This is a genomic window from Mesorhizobium sp. WSM4311, assembly GCF_002295115.1.
Lineage (GTDB): Bacteria > Pseudomonadota > Alphaproteobacteria > Rhizobiales > Rhizobiaceae > Mesorhizobium.
This window is the reverse complement of the sequence record NZ_NSFV01000015.1, coordinates 124907-139825: the sequence shown is the minus strand read 5'-3', so window position 1 is coordinate 139825 and position 14919 is coordinate 124907. Positions and strand designations below refer to the sequence as shown.

Genomic DNA, 14919 nt, shown 5'->3' with positions numbered 1-14919 from the left:
CGCAACCGGTATGTCGTCGTCGACTGTCACGGTCAGCGTGCCGGTCGCGGCCGTTGCAGCCGTGTCGTCGGCGTCATAGACCTTGTAGCTCAGATTGAAGGCGAGATTGTCCTCGGTGCCCGCGATCGGATGCTGGACCGGCGACAGCAGCGTTACCGTATAGGTGCCGGTGACCGCATTGGTCAGGTCGACCTGGAACACATTGACGCCGCCGGCCGACGCGATGATCTGCGTGCCCGCCCCATTCGCCGTGTAGGTGTAGGTGGTGCCGTTCACCGTCTCCGATCCGGACACCAGCGCGATGTGGCCCGCGCCGTCCGCGCCATAATTGTGCGTCAGCGTCCCGGGCTGTGCGCTCGGTGTGTCGTCACCCAGGGCTGTGTCATGGTTGCCCGTGGCAAGGTCGTCCTCGTCGACCAGGGTTGCGGACACGCCCGCCGTCGCATGATTGCTGTCGCCCGAGAAGGTGAACGACAGGACCGCCTGCGAGGTGTCCCCGTCCGCGTCCTTCATCGTGTAGGTGAAGCTGTCCACTGTCCCGTCCGGCACCGACGCCTTCGGGGTATAGACATAGGAGCCGTCGCTGTTCAGCGTCAGCGTGCCATAAGCCGTCGCGATCGGGTTGCCGACCGTACCGCCCGTCACCGCCGTCACCGTGCCGGGCTGGTCCGCACCGACATGGTCGTTCGCCAGAACGCCATTGGCCGCGTTCGCCACGATCGCCGCGCCGCCTTCCGTCGCGGATTGACCGTCATTCACCGCAACCGGTATGTCGTCGTCGACTGTCACGGTCAGCGTGCCGGTCGCGGCCGTTGCAGCCGTGTCGTCGGCGTCATAGACCTTGTAGCTCAGATTGAAGGCGAGATTGTCCTCGGTGCCCGCGATCGGATGCTGGACCGGCGACAGCAGCGTTACCGTATAGGTGCCGGTGACCGCATTGGTCAGGTCGACCTGGAACACATTGACGCCGCCGGCCGACGCGATGATCTGCGTGCCCGCCCCATTCGCCGTGTAGGTGTAGGTGGTGCCGTTCACCGTCTCCGATCCGGACACCAGCGCGATGTGGCCCGCGCCGTCCGCGCCATAATTGTGCGTCAGCGTCCCGGGCTGTGCGCTCGGTGTGTCGTCACCCAGGGCTGTGTCATGGTTGCCCGTGGCAAGGTCGTCCTCGTCGACCAGGGTTGCGGACACGCCCGCCGTCGCATGATTGCTGTCGCCCGAGAAGGTGAACGACAGGACCGCCTGCGAGGTGTCCCCGTCCGCGTCCTTCATCGTGTAGGTGAAGCTGTCCACTGTCCCGTCCGGCACCGACGCCTTCGGGGTATAGACATAGGAGCCGTCGCTGTTCAGCGTCAGCGTGCCATAAGCCGTCGCGATCGGGTTGCCGACCGTACCGCCCGTCACCGCCGTCACCGTGCCGGGCTGGTCCGCACCGACATGGTCGTTCGCCAGAACGCCATTGGCCGCGTTCGCCACGATCGCCGCGCCGCCTTCCGTCGCGGATTGACCGTCATTCACCGCAACCGGTATGTCGTCGTCGACATTGACCTGAACCGTTGCGCTCGCCTGGCTGCCGTCCGTATCGGTGGCGACCACATTGATGCCGGTCAGGTTGATGACGTTCTGCCCACCCGCGTCGGGATGCGGGAAGTTGTCGAGCAGCGTCACATTGACTGTGGCGAACCCGTCGGTGCCCGCCAGGATCGGCAGCGACGATGCGACCAGGTCGATATGGATGGCATCGACGCCGTTGATCGAACCGGTGATCTGCGTCGGGCCGACGAGCGTCCAGACGATGTCGGCGCCGGCAACCCCGTTGACGTCCGCCGTGATTCCGGCGACCGACGTGAACGCCATCCCGGTGATGTTGTCCGAACCGGCATGGAACGATACCGTTCCGCTGCCGTCCTCGACATTGGTCGCGGCCGCGCTGCCGGTGGCATTGACGGTGCCGAGCCCTGCCTCGTCCACGGTGATGATCGCGTTCGTCAGCACCGACGGGTCAACCCCGTCGCTGATGGTGATATTCAGCGTCGTCTGCGAGGTGTCGCCGTCGCCGTCCTTCAGCGTGTAGGTGAAAGTGTCCGTCACCGGCGAAGCGTTGCTGATGTTGGCATTGGCAACGTAGCTGTAGGTCCCGTCCGCGCTCAGCGTCAGCGTGCCGTACTGGCCAACGACATGGAATTCTCCGCCCACCACCGTCGTCGCCCCGGCGCCGGTGACGCCACTCACCGAAGCGCCATCGGCGCCCTTAGTGTCGGCGCCAGCCGGATTGCCGTCGCTGCCAAGCCCGGCAATCACGTTGCCGTTCACCGTGCCGCCTTCCGTAACGCTGTCCGTATCGGCAACCGCCGTCGGCACGTCGTCGATGATAGCGACGGCAAAAGTGGTACTGGCCGAATCGCCGTCAACATCCGTAACCGTGACGCTGAAATTGTCGGGAACCGTGTCGCTGGGATCAAATCCGGTTGTCTGATCGGGATGGGTGACCGAATGGGTGACCGTATAATCGTAGTCGATGTGGCCGGTGTTGGGATCGAAGGAAAGGATCGTGATGTAGCCGAACTGGCCTGGAATCTGCTGGCCGGCAGCGGTGACGGCGACGCCGTTGATGACGATTGACCCGACCCCATCCGGCGCGTTGACACTGATCGATCCGACCCCGGAGGTTTCCGCACTACTCGCCGCGTTGCTACCCGGCGACTGTGACGGGCCGCCGTTGAGGCCGGTTTCACTGGCCGCCTGGTCCGGGGTGAGCAATGACGTGGCCACCACCGAAACCGGCCTGTCGACCAAAGACGGGAACAGCTCGCGATGATCCGGCTGACCGAACGCCAGATCCGTCGGCGGCAATAGCGCCGAGAGACCGAATCCGTCGCCGATACCGCCGGGCGGAATCGAGAAGTCTCCGCCGGCACTCGAGGGTGAACCGGCAGCGCCTGCCGATATCGATCCGTCGGCGCCGAAGGCGACGTCGACATGACTTGCTTCCAACGCCGCGATCAAGGCAACGCGAGGCACTTCGACATCGCCGATGATGAAGGTCGGCACGTTGAGGGCGCCGTCCTTGATGACGATCACCGAACCGTCCGCCTGCTCGAGCACGAGGTTATGGCCGTCGACCTTGATGTTGTCGATCGAGACGTTGGCCGGAAGCTTCACCACATGGTTGGCGTCGGCCACATATTCGTGCGGCGCGGCTGCCGCCGGGGCCTTGGCCTCCGCGGGTGCTTCCGGTTTGACGGGCGTGCCGTTGCCGACATCGACGGGAACCGGTTCAGCGGCGGCCGGGGCGGCCTTTTGCGCCGGGCTGGCCTCCGCGACCTGCATCTGCGCCTGCGACGGCAGGCCGTTATGTTGAGAGTGCTCGTCCCAGGAATGAGAGACGGTGTCCAAATCGTTACTGGTGGTCATAGCCAAACCCCTCCGGCATTTCCCGGAAAGAGACATGGGCCACTTCTACTTTGCAACTGTCCCGCAATCCGTTTCATATATCCTGGTATGCAGGCTTCGGCATTTTTTATGCGTGGTAAACTCGAAACATATAACCTGATATACATTGGCCAATGTGCAATCCGCTTGGCGGGGTCTGGCTTTGGTCGCTTGGTAAACAGAAGTATAAATTTGTATAAAATTTTACACAAAACAACTGACATGAAGTACAGAAAACTTATCCACCTTCATTTCCAATAATTTGAGACGAGATTGGTAGCGTCCACAGTCAAAGGTGGGCGTTATGACAAAAGAAAAATCTGCCCTGGGGGCAACCGGGCTCAAAGCGCTGCTGCTGGCAATCGGCATTTTCGGCCTGTCGCATCCATCGCTCGCCAGCACGTTCCCAGCCGGCGCCGATCGTGTCGATTCGCTGCTGGCGAACGTCGAAACGCCTCCTGCCCTCGGTGGCATTTCGCTGCTGCGGCCGCAGCCTTGGCAGCCAGCCTCGGCCTACAGGATAGGCATGGTTCTCGGCAGCTACGGTCCAGCCGCCAGCGATCAGGAAACCGGCCTTTCGGCGGTGCAAGGCAATGCCGGTATCGATCCCATCCAGACGGCGGCGATCATTCCCGGCGTGTTCGGATCGGTTGCGCTGTCCATGCATAATTTTCCGGTTTCCGCGCGTTGGGCGCCGGTCTACAAGGCAATCGTCGACTGTTCCGCGGGCACTGCGTGCGACGGCAAGAACAGCATCTTCACCGCGATCGTCAACGCCGCCAGGGACAAGCGGTTTGTGGACAAGCTATCCTTCGTCAACTCGAGCATAAATCACGCGATCGCCTACAAGAAGGACAGCGTGGTTTACGGCAAGCTCGACTACTGGGCCAAGCCTTCCGAAATTCTCGAGCGGCGGGCGGGCGACTGCGAGGATTTCGCCATTCTCAAGATGGCGGCGCTGCTGCGTGCCGGCATTCCGGCGCAGAGCATGTCGCTCGTCGTCCTGCAGGATCGCAAGCGCGGTTTCTTTCATGCCGTGCTGTCGGTCAGCACCGGCAGCGGCGTCTTCATTCTGGACAGCCTGAGCAACGTCGTCTCGCGCGACAGCGATCTTCCAGACTACGTGCCATTGTACTCGTTCAGCACCGACCGCGCGTGGATCCACGGCACCAGGCCCGGCGCGGCCCAGGTCGCCGATATCAAGGGCGGACTTGCGACGGTCGCACCTGGCGAGGGCCTGCAGCCATAGCATAGCCAAGCGAAGCACCCGGTTCGGCACGCCTTCACTCTCGTGTCGTCTCCCCGGAACCGGGGTCACTTTCGGGCGATAGGCACTAGCCGCCGAAAACGAAGGCCATCAGCAGCTCCGGTTCGAGCACCGGCGCTCGCACCGCATTCAATTGCCCCCGGTAGCGGCGGTCGCCCGCGCCGATGACGAAACCGGTGGCGACCGGCGTTTCGCCATTGGCGTCGAGCCGCGCGAATATGTCAGCGACGTTGAGATCCAGGGCAAGCTTCAGGTCGTGGCGCGCATCTTCGCTTGGCGCGACCGGCAATTGACGCCTGACCAGTTGCTGGAACGGCGCGTTGAAGGTCAGGATCCTCTTCGACGATGAGAGCGCAAACGCCGGCGACGGGCAGGCGACCAGAATGGCGTTGATCGTCTTGATCGACGCAAGCCTTCGCAAGGTTTGGTTTTCGTCGGCCAGTCCGCGCATGCAGGCCACCCGGATTGCCGACGTCAGGTTTCCTGTGTGGGCATGGCTTTCGGCGATCTCGTCGATCAGCATGCCGATCGTGCACTTGCGGCTTTCGGCCATCTGCTTCAGCGTGGTCCAGAATGCCCGCTCCAGACGAATGCCGCGTCGCGTGCCGCCACGCGCCACAACCCGGAATTCCAGCTCGAAATCCTCAGTCGCCATGGGTGGCAGCAGCCGCTCGCGATCGGCGGCGGGAGAGCTGATGTTATCGTTCACTCATTGCCTCCTCGCGTGCCTTGTTGATCGGCTTGAGCAGATAGGTGAGGATTGTTTTGCGTCCGGTCTTGATATCGACCGAACAGATCATGCCAGGGATGATCGAATACGTCTTGCCATCTCGTGTCAGCGTTGACCTCTCGGTTGCGACGCGCACCTGATAGTAGGGCTCGCCCGTCTTCTGGTCGACCAGGCTGTCGGCGGTGATGTTGGAGACCTTGCCCTCGATGCCGCCGAAGATCGAGAAATCATAAGCGGTAATCTTGATCAGCGCGTCCTGGTCCGGCCGGATGAAGGCAACATCGCGCGGTGAAACCCGCGCTTCGACCAGCAGGGTCTCGGATGTCGGCACGATCCCGGCCACGACCGCGCCGGGCTGCACGAAGGCGCCGACCGTGTTGATGTCAAGCGTGTTGACGATGCCGTCGACAGGCGAGCGGATGTCCGTGCGCGCCACCTTGTCGGTGGCGCCGCGTATGGTCTCATCGACGACCGAAAGATCGGCCAGCGCCTGGGTCAGGTCGCTCAGCGCCTCCTGTTGCAGCTGCAGGCCGAGTTCGTTGACTTGAAGCTGGGCTTCGGTGATGGCCGCCTTGGCTTTCTTGACGGTTTCACCGGCGAGGTTCAGCTGCCCATGCAGTTCGGTCTGCTCCCGCTCGACGCGGATCTGCTCGGTCCTGGCCATCAGCCCCTTCTTGACCATGGATTCGACCAGCGCCGTTTCCCGGTCGCTGACTTCGAGGTTCTTGGTGAGGCGATCGAGATTGGCGTTGGCTTCGTCCAATTCGTTCAGGCGCTGATCGAGGCGCGACTTGAGGACCGACAGCTTGACCTGGAAGTTGTCACGGCGCGCAACGAGCAGCTTCTGCTCGTTGTCGCAGATTTCCGGCGCGACCTTCTGGATTTCGGCCGGACAGGGAAATGGACCGTCGATATTGCCGGTCTGCTCGAATTTCAGCCGTGCAATGCGCGTCTGGAGCGCCCGTGCCTTGGCCTGTTGCTCGCCGAGGCTGGACGTGTTCATCGTGTTGTCGAGGCGGATGATGAGATCGTTCTTCTTGACGATCTGCCCGATCTTCACGGCAATTTCCTGAACGACGCCCGGCTCGCTGGCCTGGATGATCTGGGTCTTGGAAGCCGGTATGACCTTGCCTTCGCCGCGCGCGATTTCGTCGACCTCGGCAAAGGACGCCCAGGCGACGGAAGACACAAAGAGTGCCCCTATGATGAACAAGGACGCCGACGCGAAAAGCGGCGGCCGGTCTTCCCTTGCAAGCATGTCCTAACCCCAACGCATTGAATGCGTTCAATAAGTCTGTTTTTCAGGTGCTTGTTTTCTGCAGCGCCTGTATCACTTGGTCCTTTGGTCCATCGGCAACGATCCTGCCTTGCTCGATGACGATCAGACGGTCGGCCAGTTCGAGCATGCTGAAGCGATGCGTTGAAATGATCAGCGTCGTGTTCCTGTCGAAAGCCACTTTGAGCTGCTTGATCAGCTGCCGCTCGGAAGCCAGGTCCATCGAACCCGACGGCTCGTCCAGGAAGACGATTTTCGGTCTGGTCAGCAACAGACGGGCAATCGCCATCGTCTGCCTTTGGCCGCCCGAGAGATTGGTGCCGCGCTCGCCGACATTCATGTCGTAGCCACGCGGGTGACGGGAGACGAAATCGTCGACGCCGGCAGCCTTTGCCGCTTCGACGATCTGCTCATCGGTCGCCTCCGGACATGCCATCAGGAGGTTTTCCTTGATGGTGCCCGAAAACAGATCGTTAGCCTGCGCGACGATCCCGACCGCGGCGCGAACCTCCGAAGGGTGGTATTGGCGGATGTCGATCCCGTCCAGCAGCAGCTCGCCTGACGTCGGCAGGAAGAGCCTGCCGATCAGCCGGCCCATCGTTGTCTTTCCCGAACCTATGCGGCCGATGATGCCGATGCGCTCACCCGGCTTCACCGAGAAATTCAGACCGGTCAGGACCTCGTTCTCGGAGCCCGGATAGACAAAACCGACATTCCTGAACACCATGGCGCCGTTGCGAATGGGCCGGTTGACGAAACCCACCGTATCCGGGCGATCCTCCGGCTGCGCCATGATCGAGTTCACCATGCGCAAGGAGAGCATGGCCTGGCGAAGCCTGGACAAGGTGATGGCGATCTGGCCGAGTGGAGACACCGCCCGGCCGGCCAGCATCACGGTGCCGATAATGGCTCCGGTGGAGACGTGTCCTTCCGAGAAGGCGTAGGCGCCTGCCACGATCAGGGCGACGGTGACCATTTGCTGGATGGCCTGCGTTATGTTGCCGGCCGCCGCCGAAAGCTGCTTGATCTTCTCGGATGTGTTGGACGCGTTCTTGGAGTGCTCTCCCCATTTTCGCAACAGATACGCCTCGGCCCGCAGCGACTTGATCGTCTCCAGTGTGGAGATGGATTCGACCAGCAGGGCCTGCCGCTGCGAGGCCTCGTTCATGGAGGCCGCGACACGCTTGCCGATGCGCCGTTGCGTGATCAGCCCGACGATCACGGAAGCCACGAAGGCCAGCGCCGGTATGATGACCAGCCATCCGCCAATCGCATAGATGACCAGGAGAAAGACGAACACGAAGGCGGTGTCGATAAACACGCTTATGGTGTTGGACGTGAAGAATTCGCGCACGAATTCATACTGTGTCACCCGATTTGCATATTCGCCTGTCGAGCCTGGCCGCGCCGACAGGGACGAGTTCAGCACTTTCTCGAACAGCAAATAGGAAATGCGCAGATCCGCCTTGCGCCCGGCATAGTCGATGAGGGACGCTCTGGCGGTCTTCAGGAGCAGGTCGAACAGGATCACCGCGGCGATGCCGATCGACAGCACCCACAGCGTCGATATCGCCTTGTTCGGCAAGATCCTGTCATAGACGTTCATGGTGAAGATCGGCGAGGCGATGGCCAGCATGTTGATGAAGATTGCCGCCAGGATAACCTTCGAATAGGTGCGCCAGAACGGACCCATCGTCCCCGTCAGCCAATGTCGCCGCTCGATCTTCGGCGCCGAACCGACATTCATCCCTTCGGCAGTGTTGGCGTATGTGATCGAGAAGGAAACGCCGCCACTGATGTAGCTGGCGGCCAATTCGGATTTCGTGATGGTTAGGCGGCCGTCTTCCTGGGGAGCGGTCGTGAATGCGCCGTCCTCCGTTTCGGCCAGCAGGGCAACCGGCAATTGACTGACGCGAAACACGATGGCGGGGAGGTCGATGCGTCCCCGAAGAAACTCGCGATGGCTGAATTCGGTGATTTCGAGGCCGATGCGCTCGGCAATATGCCGGATGGCTTCGATGTCGATATGCATGTCCGACAGCGGCACGCCGGCGAACAGCACCGTTTGCGCGCTCGGCCTGCCGAGATACCCGGCAACGGCCGAGAAGCAGGCCTTGAACGCCTCCTTCGGGGAGAGGATGTTAGGTTGCTGGTTCACGATCTGCCCTTAGGGACTTTCGATCGGTCCTTACATTCGCTTACTTTTTCCTGACCGGTGCCAGGATATCGAATGGCAGGTCGTTCTTCTGTTCCGACGGCGTGCGCGCATAGGTTTCCGTGTCGGCCGTTTCCGGTGCGCCGAACTCGGTCCGCGCATAGGCCGCGGCCTGTTTTGGCGGCCGGATGTCCATCGTTTTCAGCAACTGGCCGGTGGCCGCGAGAAGCCGGTATTGGGCAAAGAGAGAGGCGTAGGATGCTGTGTCGGCCAGTGTCGCCGTGTTGAAACGCGTATTCTGCGCATCCAGCACATCGAGCAGCGAGCGCTGCCCGACCTTGAATTGCTCGCGATAGGACGCGACCAGCTTCTCGTTGGAAGCGGCCTGCAGCTTCAGCGTCTTTGCCAGGTCGGCTTGCCGGAAGCGGCGATCCCACGATGTACGAACGGCTTCTTCGATTTCCCGCAGTACCTGGTGCTGCGCAAGCCGCTGCTCGCTGGTGCGGCGGATCTGCTCTTGCTCATTGGCCTTGTCGATGCCGCCCCTGTAAAGGTTCCACCGCAGCACCAGGCGGGCCTGCAGATCGGATGTGTCGCCATTGTCACCGTCGATGTCATACCCAGCCCGGGCGACGCCTTCGGCAACGACCGAGGGGCCGTATTTCGCGCGAGCCGCATCCACCAGCGAGGCCGCCGCGGCGATATCGCTGTTGGCCATATGGACGCGCGGATTGCTCTCCCGCGCAAGGCCAATCGCATCGTCCAGCGACCTTGGCAGCGCGCCGGAAACATCGACCGGCCTGGATGCATTGGTCAACGGCTTCCCGACGGTCTTGAAGAACCGGATCCTCGAGGCCTCCAGCTCCTCCGAGGCTTCCTGCATGCGGGCCTTGGCCGCGAACAGGCGCTCTTCGGCCTGTTGCCGGTCGGCCTCGTTCAACCCGCCGCCAGCAATGCCTTCCTGGATGTCGTGGAGGATTGCTTGGTGGAAGCCCAGGTTCTTCTTTGCCTCTGCCACGATCGAAGCCTGAAGCATGTATTCGAGGTAGTCCTGGACAACCGAGAGTCCGATGAATTCAGACCGCTCCAGCACACGAAACGACGCGCCGTCGACGCGCGAGGCCTGGCGGTTCAATTCGGCCCGCCTTGCGCCGCTGTCGTAGAGCGTCTGCGAAACCGTCAGATCGGTTTCCGCCGGATAAAGTGCGTCATGCTCTATCGAGAGCGCGCGCCGGGAGGAATTGTCGAGACGGCGAGCCCCGGCCGACGCTTCCACGTCGACGCTGGGAAGATAGAGGCCCTTGGCCTGACGCAGCTCGAACTCGATTGCTTCGCGATTTTCTATGGCTTGGCCGATTTCGGGATTGGATTCGACGGCGACCGCCATCGCTTCCTTGAGCGTAAGCGCACTCGCACTTGCGCAGGTCAGCATCGAAGCCGCCATCAAAAGACCAAGGCGCTTGCTCACAGTCGAGATGCTTCTCGTATTCATTTTAACCCGCCCCAACATTTCCCCTGCGCCCTTTTGCGGGCGCTGATCCAAGCCTGACCTTGTCTCAGGCGACTATCCAACAATTTCAAGAAAATATGTGAGTTATTATTAATATAGGGGAGCCTGAATCGCTCATCTGAGCCATAAGGTTGGGAAATGTAGCAAAAATGGCACAAAAATGGGTTGGCTGCGGCTTCAGCCAATCGCCGCCTTTTGTGGAAAAGTCCAGGCGCACATACGGCTCGATGCCGGCAGAATCGTATGAAGCCTGCATGGGCCGGAAGGCAGCCGCGGAAATTTGGCGGCGTTCGGCCAAGATCATGCGACCACGGCATGAACGGCCGATACTGAATTGAGGGCTGCCCGAATGAACTGCCAAGCACGGCCATAGTGGCGCGTTAAGCCTCGCTCAATCTCTGCAATCTATGCTGATGCCAGATTGTAGAGGTTAAAATGAAGCGCAGGCCGATACTACTCTTCGCTTTTCCGGCTTTCATCCTGGTGGTTTTGGCCTGCGAGCGAATGGCGACCATGCTGCTCGGGAGCTATCCCGCCAGCCCCGCCATGTGGAGGATCTGGCTTGAACTGCGCCCCTTATCGGCGATGTTCTGGCAACAGATCGACCCGTATCTCCACGGTTCGATGGCCCTGGATGCCGTCATCCTGGTTGCCGCGGCACTCGTGTTCTGGAGCGCTTGCCGTGTGAGACCGGCGGCCGCCTTCTTCCTGGCCAACCACGTCGCCTTGCTCTTTGCCGGACTGATGATCGCGTCCAGCAGTCATTCGGAGACGGCGAGCACGGTCGCGGCATTTCCGATGTCCAACGGCCTCCAATTCGCCCTGAAGATCGATTTTACCTGGCAGAACAGCCTGGTGCTCGTTCTGGGCTTCGCGGCCTGCGCGTACTGTCACGTCGCGTTCCTTCGCGAGACGCGACTGCGCGGTGAGGCTCTGGCCCTGCGTCTCATGACTTTGGGACGGGATCTTTAGTCTGGCATGGGGCGTTTCGAAAACGTCCGGACGTCGGCAACTGCATGAGGCTCGGCTCCGTCCGGCTTCACCGGAACCCGATACGCCTCAATTGATCTTGCGATAATAGACCTTGCCGTCCGGCGTTTCCGTTCGCTGGTAGGCGGGGTTCGGGCCAGGGGGCGCGGCGGCAACCCTTCTCTTGGGTGGCCGCGGCGTATCGGCAATTGCAGGTTCCGCCGCGACTTCGGTGTCCGGAGAAGCTTCCGCCACGGCACTCGTCGTGACGACGGGCTCCGGTGCGCCCGAGACGTCAGCGTCGCGCGCCGAGGGCGGGTTTTGTTGCAACCGGGCTATGCTGCCGTTGATTTCGTTGAAATTGCCCTGCAATTGGCTGTCCAGCTTTTCGAACCGGCTCTGAAAACCGTTGTTGACCGTGTCGAGCCGGGCGACGATCCGCTGCTCGAACGCGCCGAGCTCCTCGAGACGTCCCTCCACGGTGCGCAGGTCGCTGATGCCGCGATAGAGGTAGATGGCGGCGGTTGCGTTCAGTACGGCAAACAGGGTCAATCCAACGCCGACGACGACCGCCAGCCGCGACCGGCTCGCATCCCTGCCGAGCAGTTGCGGTTCAACCGGCTCGGCCGAGACAGTCGGTACATGCGGGTCGCTGATCGTCGTCATTGAACCACCACCTTGGTGCCAACTGGCACGCGCTTGAAAAGATCGATCACATCCGTGTTGGTAAGGCGAAAGCAGCCCGACGTGCCATCGAATCCCACGCCCTTGGGATCGTTGGTGCCATGGATGCGATAGAGCGTGTCCTGTCCGTCCCGAAGCAGATACAGCGCCCGCGCGCCCAAGGGGTTATAGGGACCCGAGGGCACCAGCTCCGGCAGCTCCGGTTGGCGGGCGCGCATTTCCCGGGGTGGGCGCCACTGCGGCCATTCCGTCTTGGCACCGACCTTCACCACCCCGGTCCAGCCAAATCCGTCACGCCCGACGCTGATCTGGTAGCGCAATGCTTGGCCCTGGCGGGTCACCAGGTAAAGCGCCTTCTCGCTCTTGCGGATGATGATCGTTCCCGGCTGTTCGGTGGTCGCGAAGGCAACCGCCTTGCGCAGGCTGGGCCCCATCGCCGGCAGCGGCGGCCGATCCGAAAGCCCCGACCGCGCCTCGGCGAAGCCCGGGGCGCACATCGCCAGCACCAGGCCAAGCACGCAGGTGCCGGCCAGCCTGGGGACGAGGCCTTCTCTACCGGGCAGCGTCATCGAGCCGCTCTTTGAACATCTTCTTCAGATCCTTGTTGAAGCGCGCCCTGCCATCCACTTCGGAGGGCAGGATCGCCCGGTTCAAGGCATCGGTCAGAAGAGCGTTGTCCAGCGCGACCGATTTGATGTGCGGCGCCTTGAATATCTTCTCGAGCTCGCTGCGCGAAAAATGGTTCCCGAACCATTTGCGCTTGTGCTTGTTGGCGACGAGGGTGATGCTGACCGCATTGCCGCGCAGTTCGCGAATCTTCTTGTAGAGTCGCTTGCCTTGCCGCAGCGAAGCGACGTTGAGTTCGAAGACGATGAAGATTTCGTCGCTGGTCGACAGCACCGAATTGTGCCAGGGCGTTTCGATATTGGGCAGGTCGATGACGATGTCGTCGAAGCGGTAGGCGACGAGGTCCAGGAGCCGGAAGACGAAATCGCTGCCGTGCGGCTCGAAGGGCAGTTGCGGCCTCTCGAACGCATAAAGGGTGAGACCGGAAGGGCGCGTGAGCTTGATGACATCCATCAGCTCGACATCCAGCCTTTCCGGCTGATTGATAATGCCCGCCAGATCGAACTGGTTGAACAGATTGAGATAGGCGCCGCAATTGGCGCTCTGGAAGTCGAGATCGACCAGGCAGGTCGAAGCCGCGCGCTCAGCCGATTTCGAGGCGAGGAATTCGGCCGCCGAAAGCGCCAGCGTCGTGGCGCCGGCGCCGCCGCTGGCGCTGATGAAGGTGATGATCCGGCTTTTGGTGCCCTGGTTGCCGGTATCGTGGAAGGTCACCGCGTTGAGCAGTTCCTTGCCGTCGAGCGGCTTGTGCAGCCAGTCCGAGGCATTCATGCGCACCAGGACCCGCGTCTGTTCCGACGTCAGCTCGTCGGAAACCGCGATCAGCGGCACCGTCGCCCACAGCGCGCGCGCCTCGACGATGCCGGGCTTGCCGAGCAACTCGCCACCGCCGAGATCGAGGATGACGATGCCGGGGCGCGTATCGGCCGGCGGACCTTTGAGAAAATCATCCGTCTCGGCAACCCTGACGTCATAGATCGCCAGCGCATCGAGCCGCGTCGCCACCTCGCGCTTGAAATTCGGATCCGACGAGAACAGCGCCACCTGCTTTCGCTTGGTCGGAGTAACCTTGGTGTTGATGGCGTTCATGGCCAGATGCTCTTCAGATCTTCGCCCGTGACCGTGCTCAGCATGGAGGGCATGTTGATGTTGGCGAAACCCATCAGTCCCTGCAGGAAGAAGAACTGGAAGGTCCTGTTCTGCAGGCTGACGGTGATTGTCGGCACCGGACCGCTTAGCCGGGTCTGATAGCCAAGGCCGGTGGCCGAATAAGTGACGACGACGTTGCTGCGCAGCAAGCCCGGGAAGAAGTGACACATGCCGGGCCGCTGGTTAGTGCCCACATTGGGACAGGCATCATCATTGGTGTTTGCGGTGTCACCACGAAAGATGCGACTGAAATTGGCGGCGCTGAAGCCGCCGCCGTTGCTGCAGCCGCCCGTGCCGGCGGTGTAGGTGCAGACAAAGGGACCATACGCGCCGGCGACAATCGGGGCGCCGGGAGACGAGATCGGACCCGCGGTCGCGAGGTTGGTTGCAACCGCATCCGATATCGACGCCAGCCGGGCGCCGACTTGAACCGCCTTGGTGGCCGCATTCCATTGATAGAACGCATAGCCGAAATCGACGAACCCCAGGACAAGCGAGAACAGCAGCGTCGATACGATGGTCATTTCCACCATCGCCGCGCCGTCTTCCGATTTTGCGAAACGCTGGATCATGATCAGAACCGGATCAACCGCTCGTCGTGGGAGCCCTGAAGCGTGATCGGCCCGATGCCGATGAAAGACAGCATCCCGACACCGGTGTATGGGTAGGTACCGGACGCGCGGACGGTGCAGACTTGTGCCGTGGTGGCGCGATATTGGGTAACGCCGCCCACCACGGTGTCCTGGCAGGAGTTGTTGGTGGTCACGGTGACATTCGATGTCTGCCAGCCGCTGACGCGCGGAGTATCGGTTACTGCGCCGTTAACAACGGTTACGGATGGCTTGCCGTAGACGGCGATGTTCGCGGCAATGGTGGTACAGTCGATCGCCGCCAGCCCGGAGTCGGTATACAACTGACTGTTGCAGCGCGCGGCATAGCGAGCGGCGTCTGTAAGCCCGGCCTCCATCAGCAGCTTGTCATGGATCAGGTTGCCGAACTCGAACACTCCCGCCGACAAAACCAGCATCAGCGGCGTGATCAGTGTCATCTCGACAATCACCGCGCCGCGTTGATCGTGACGAAATCGATCAAGATATCGGGACAGCATCTTGAACATCGC

At 61.7% G+C, this 14919-nt stretch carries 12 protein-coding genes; 2 read left to right on the top strand and 10 right to left on the bottom strand.

Annotated features, from left to right (window positions below; genetic code table 11):
* A partial coding sequence (locus tag CK226_RS29025; protein WP_210202263.1) for an Ig-like domain-containing protein occupies positions 1-3414 on the bottom strand: 3414 nt, incomplete at its 3' end.
* Between the two features lie 322 nt (positions 3415-3736).
* On the opposite strand from CK226_RS29025, the gene CK226_RS29020 reads away from it, so the two are divergent.
* The gene (locus CK226_RS29020) at positions 3737-4681 is read left to right on the top strand and encodes a transglutaminase-like cysteine peptidase (RefSeq protein WP_095793680.1); all 945 of its coding nucleotides are present in this window, start codon (positions 3737-3739) and stop codon (positions 4679-4681) included.
* Between the two features lie 85 nt (positions 4682-4766).
* Here CK226_RS29020 and CK226_RS29015 read toward each other — a convergent pair whose 3' ends face one another.
* Genes CK226_RS29015 through CK226_RS29000 form a run of 4 tightly spaced genes read right to left on the bottom strand, consistent with a single transcriptional unit; the run spans position 4767 to position 10352 of the window.
* Positions 4767-5408: a ribbon-helix-helix domain-containing protein gene (locus CK226_RS29015; RefSeq protein WP_179296549.1), complete on the bottom strand. Its 642-nt coding sequence runs from the start codon at positions 5406-5408 to the stop codon at positions 4767-4769.
* The gene (locus CK226_RS29010) at positions 5398-6687 is read right to left on the bottom strand and encodes an HlyD family type I secretion periplasmic adaptor subunit (RefSeq protein WP_095775447.1); all 1290 of its coding nucleotides are present in this window, start codon (positions 6685-6687) and stop codon (positions 5398-5400) included. The genes CK226_RS29015 and CK226_RS29010 overlap by 11 nt, the downstream gene beginning before the upstream one ends.
* Before the next feature lie 43 nt (positions 6688-6730).
* Positions 6731-8863, bottom strand: coding sequence for a type I secretion system permease/ATPase (locus tag CK226_RS29005; protein WP_095793679.1), 2133 nt, complete (start codon positions 8861-8863; stop codon positions 6731-6733).
* A 40-nt stretch (positions 8864-8903) separates the two neighbouring features.
* Positions 8904-10352, bottom strand: coding sequence for a TolC family protein (locus CK226_RS29000; protein WP_095793678.1), 1449 nt, complete (start codon positions 10350-10352; stop codon positions 8904-8906).
* A 453-nt stretch (positions 10353-10805) separates the two neighbouring features.
* On the opposite strand from CK226_RS29000, the gene CK226_RS28990 reads away from it, so the two are divergent.
* Positions 10806-11342, top strand: coding sequence for a hypothetical protein (locus CK226_RS28990; protein ID WP_095775451.1), 537 nt, complete (start codon positions 10806-10808; stop codon positions 11340-11342).
* An 87-nt stretch (positions 11343-11429) separates the two neighbouring features.
* On the opposite strand, the gene CK226_RS28985 is transcribed toward CK226_RS28990, so the two are convergent.
* The 5 genes from CK226_RS28985 to CK226_RS28965 are packed head-to-tail and all read right to left on the bottom strand — an operon-like array spanning position 11430 to position 14916.
* Entirely contained in the window at positions 11430-12005 is a 576-nt protein-coding gene (locus CK226_RS28985) for a hypothetical protein (protein ID WP_095793677.1), read from the bottom strand.
* On the bottom strand, positions 12002-12592 hold the full coding sequence (locus tag CK226_RS28980) for a L,D-transpeptidase (RefSeq protein ID WP_095793676.1): 591 nt from the start codon (positions 12590-12592) through the stop codon (positions 12002-12004). The genes CK226_RS28985 and CK226_RS28980 overlap by 4 nt, the downstream gene beginning before the upstream one ends.
* On the bottom strand, positions 12576-13739 hold the full coding sequence (locus tag CK226_RS28975; protein WP_095793675.1) for an AAA family ATPase: 1164 nt from the start codon (positions 13737-13739) through the stop codon (positions 12576-12578). The genes CK226_RS28980 and CK226_RS28975 overlap by 17 nt, the downstream gene beginning before the upstream one ends.
* Complete coding sequence (locus CK226_RS28970) at positions 13736-14371, bottom strand: TadE/TadG family type IV pilus assembly protein (RefSeq protein ID WP_095793674.1); 636 nt, start codon at positions 14369-14371, stop codon at positions 13736-13738. Before CK226_RS28970 ends, CK226_RS28975 begins: the two co-directional genes overlap by 4 nt.
* 2 nt (positions 14372-14373) lie before the next feature.
* Positions 14374-14916 carry a TadE/TadG family type IV pilus assembly protein gene (locus CK226_RS28965; protein WP_245437875.1) on the bottom strand — a complete coding sequence of 181 codons (543 nt, stop codon included), beginning with the start codon at positions 14914-14916 and terminating at the stop codon, positions 14374-14376.
* Positions 14917-14919 lie beyond the last annotated feature (3 nt).

What these genes read in the sequence shown, in the direction of transcription:
- CK226_RS29020 (WP_095793680.1), top strand. Translation starts at nt 3,737, where the DNA reads ATGACAAAAGAAAAATCTGCCCTGGGGGCAACCGGGCTCAAAGCGCTG.
- CK226_RS28965 (WP_245437875.1), bottom strand. Translation starts at nt 14,916, where the DNA reads ATGTTCAAGATGCTGTCCCGATATCTTGATCGATTTCGTCACGATCAA.
- CK226_RS28975 (WP_095793675.1), bottom strand. Translation starts at nt 13,739, where the DNA reads ATGAACGCCATCAACACCAAGGTTACTCCGACCAAGCGAAAGCAGGTG.
- CK226_RS28970 (WP_095793674.1), bottom strand. Translation starts at nt 14,371, where the DNA reads ATGATCCAGCGTTTCGCAAAATCGGAAGACGGCGCGGCGATGGTGGAA.
- CK226_RS28980 (WP_095793676.1), bottom strand. Translation starts at nt 12,592, where the DNA reads ATGACGCTGCCCGGTAGAGAAGGCCTCGTCCCCAGGCTGGCCGGCACC.
- CK226_RS28985 (WP_095793677.1), bottom strand. Translation starts at nt 12,005, where the DNA reads ATGACGACGATCAGCGACCCGCATGTACCGACTGTCTCGGCCGAGCCG.
- CK226_RS28990 (WP_095775451.1), top strand. Translation starts at nt 10,806, where the DNA reads ATGAAGCGCAGGCCGATACTACTCTTCGCTTTTCCGGCTTTCATCCTG.
- CK226_RS29000 (WP_095793678.1), bottom strand. Translation starts at nt 10,352, where the DNA reads ATGAATACGAGAAGCATCTCGACTGTGAGCAAGCGCCTTGGTCTTTTG.
- CK226_RS29010 (WP_095775447.1), bottom strand. Translation starts at nt 6,687, where the DNA reads ATGCTTGCAAGGGAAGACCGGCCGCCGCTTTTCGCGTCGGCGTCCTTG.